The following is a 453-nucleotide window of genomic DNA, read 5'->3' on the forward strand; positions in this document are numbered from 1 at the left end:
TGGCCGGCCGGGCGCGCGATGAGCGCGTCCCGCTGGCCGAGGGCGTCCTCGGCCAGGAGACGGTGGGCGCCGGCGGGGTGCTGTACGGGCTGCGCACCCTGCCGGTGGCGCTGGAGATCGCCGAGCGGATCGCCGCCGTGGCCCCCGACGCCTGGGTCATCAACTTCACCAACCCGGCCGGCATGGTCACCGAGGCGATGCAGCGGGTGCTCGGCGACCGGGTGATCGGCATCTGCGACTCCCCGGTCGGGCTGTGCCGCCGCGCCGCGCGGGCCCTGGGCGCCGACCCGGGCCGGGCCAGTTACGACTATGTGGGCCTCAATCACCTGGGCTGGCTGCGCGGGGTGATCGTGGACGGGCGGGACCGGCTGCCCGAGCTGATGGCGGACACCGCGGCCCTGGAGTCCTTCGAGGAGGGCAAGCTCTTCGGCGCGCCGTGGCTGCGAGCGCTGG

General features: G+C 75.5%; 1 protein-coding gene. It reads left to right on the plus strand.

From position 1 onward, the window contains the following. Positions 1-453 (plus strand): family 4 glycosyl hydrolase (locus tag CCN51_RS58365; RefSeq protein ID WP_483883463.1); only part of this gene is annotated, 453 nt, incomplete at both ends.

The sequence above is a fragment of the Streptomyces milbemycinicus genome (assembly GCF_002154605.1).
In the GTDB taxonomy this organism is placed as follows: domain Bacteria; phylum Actinomycetota; class Actinomycetes; order Streptomycetales; family Streptomycetaceae; genus Streptomyces; species Streptomyces milbemycinicus.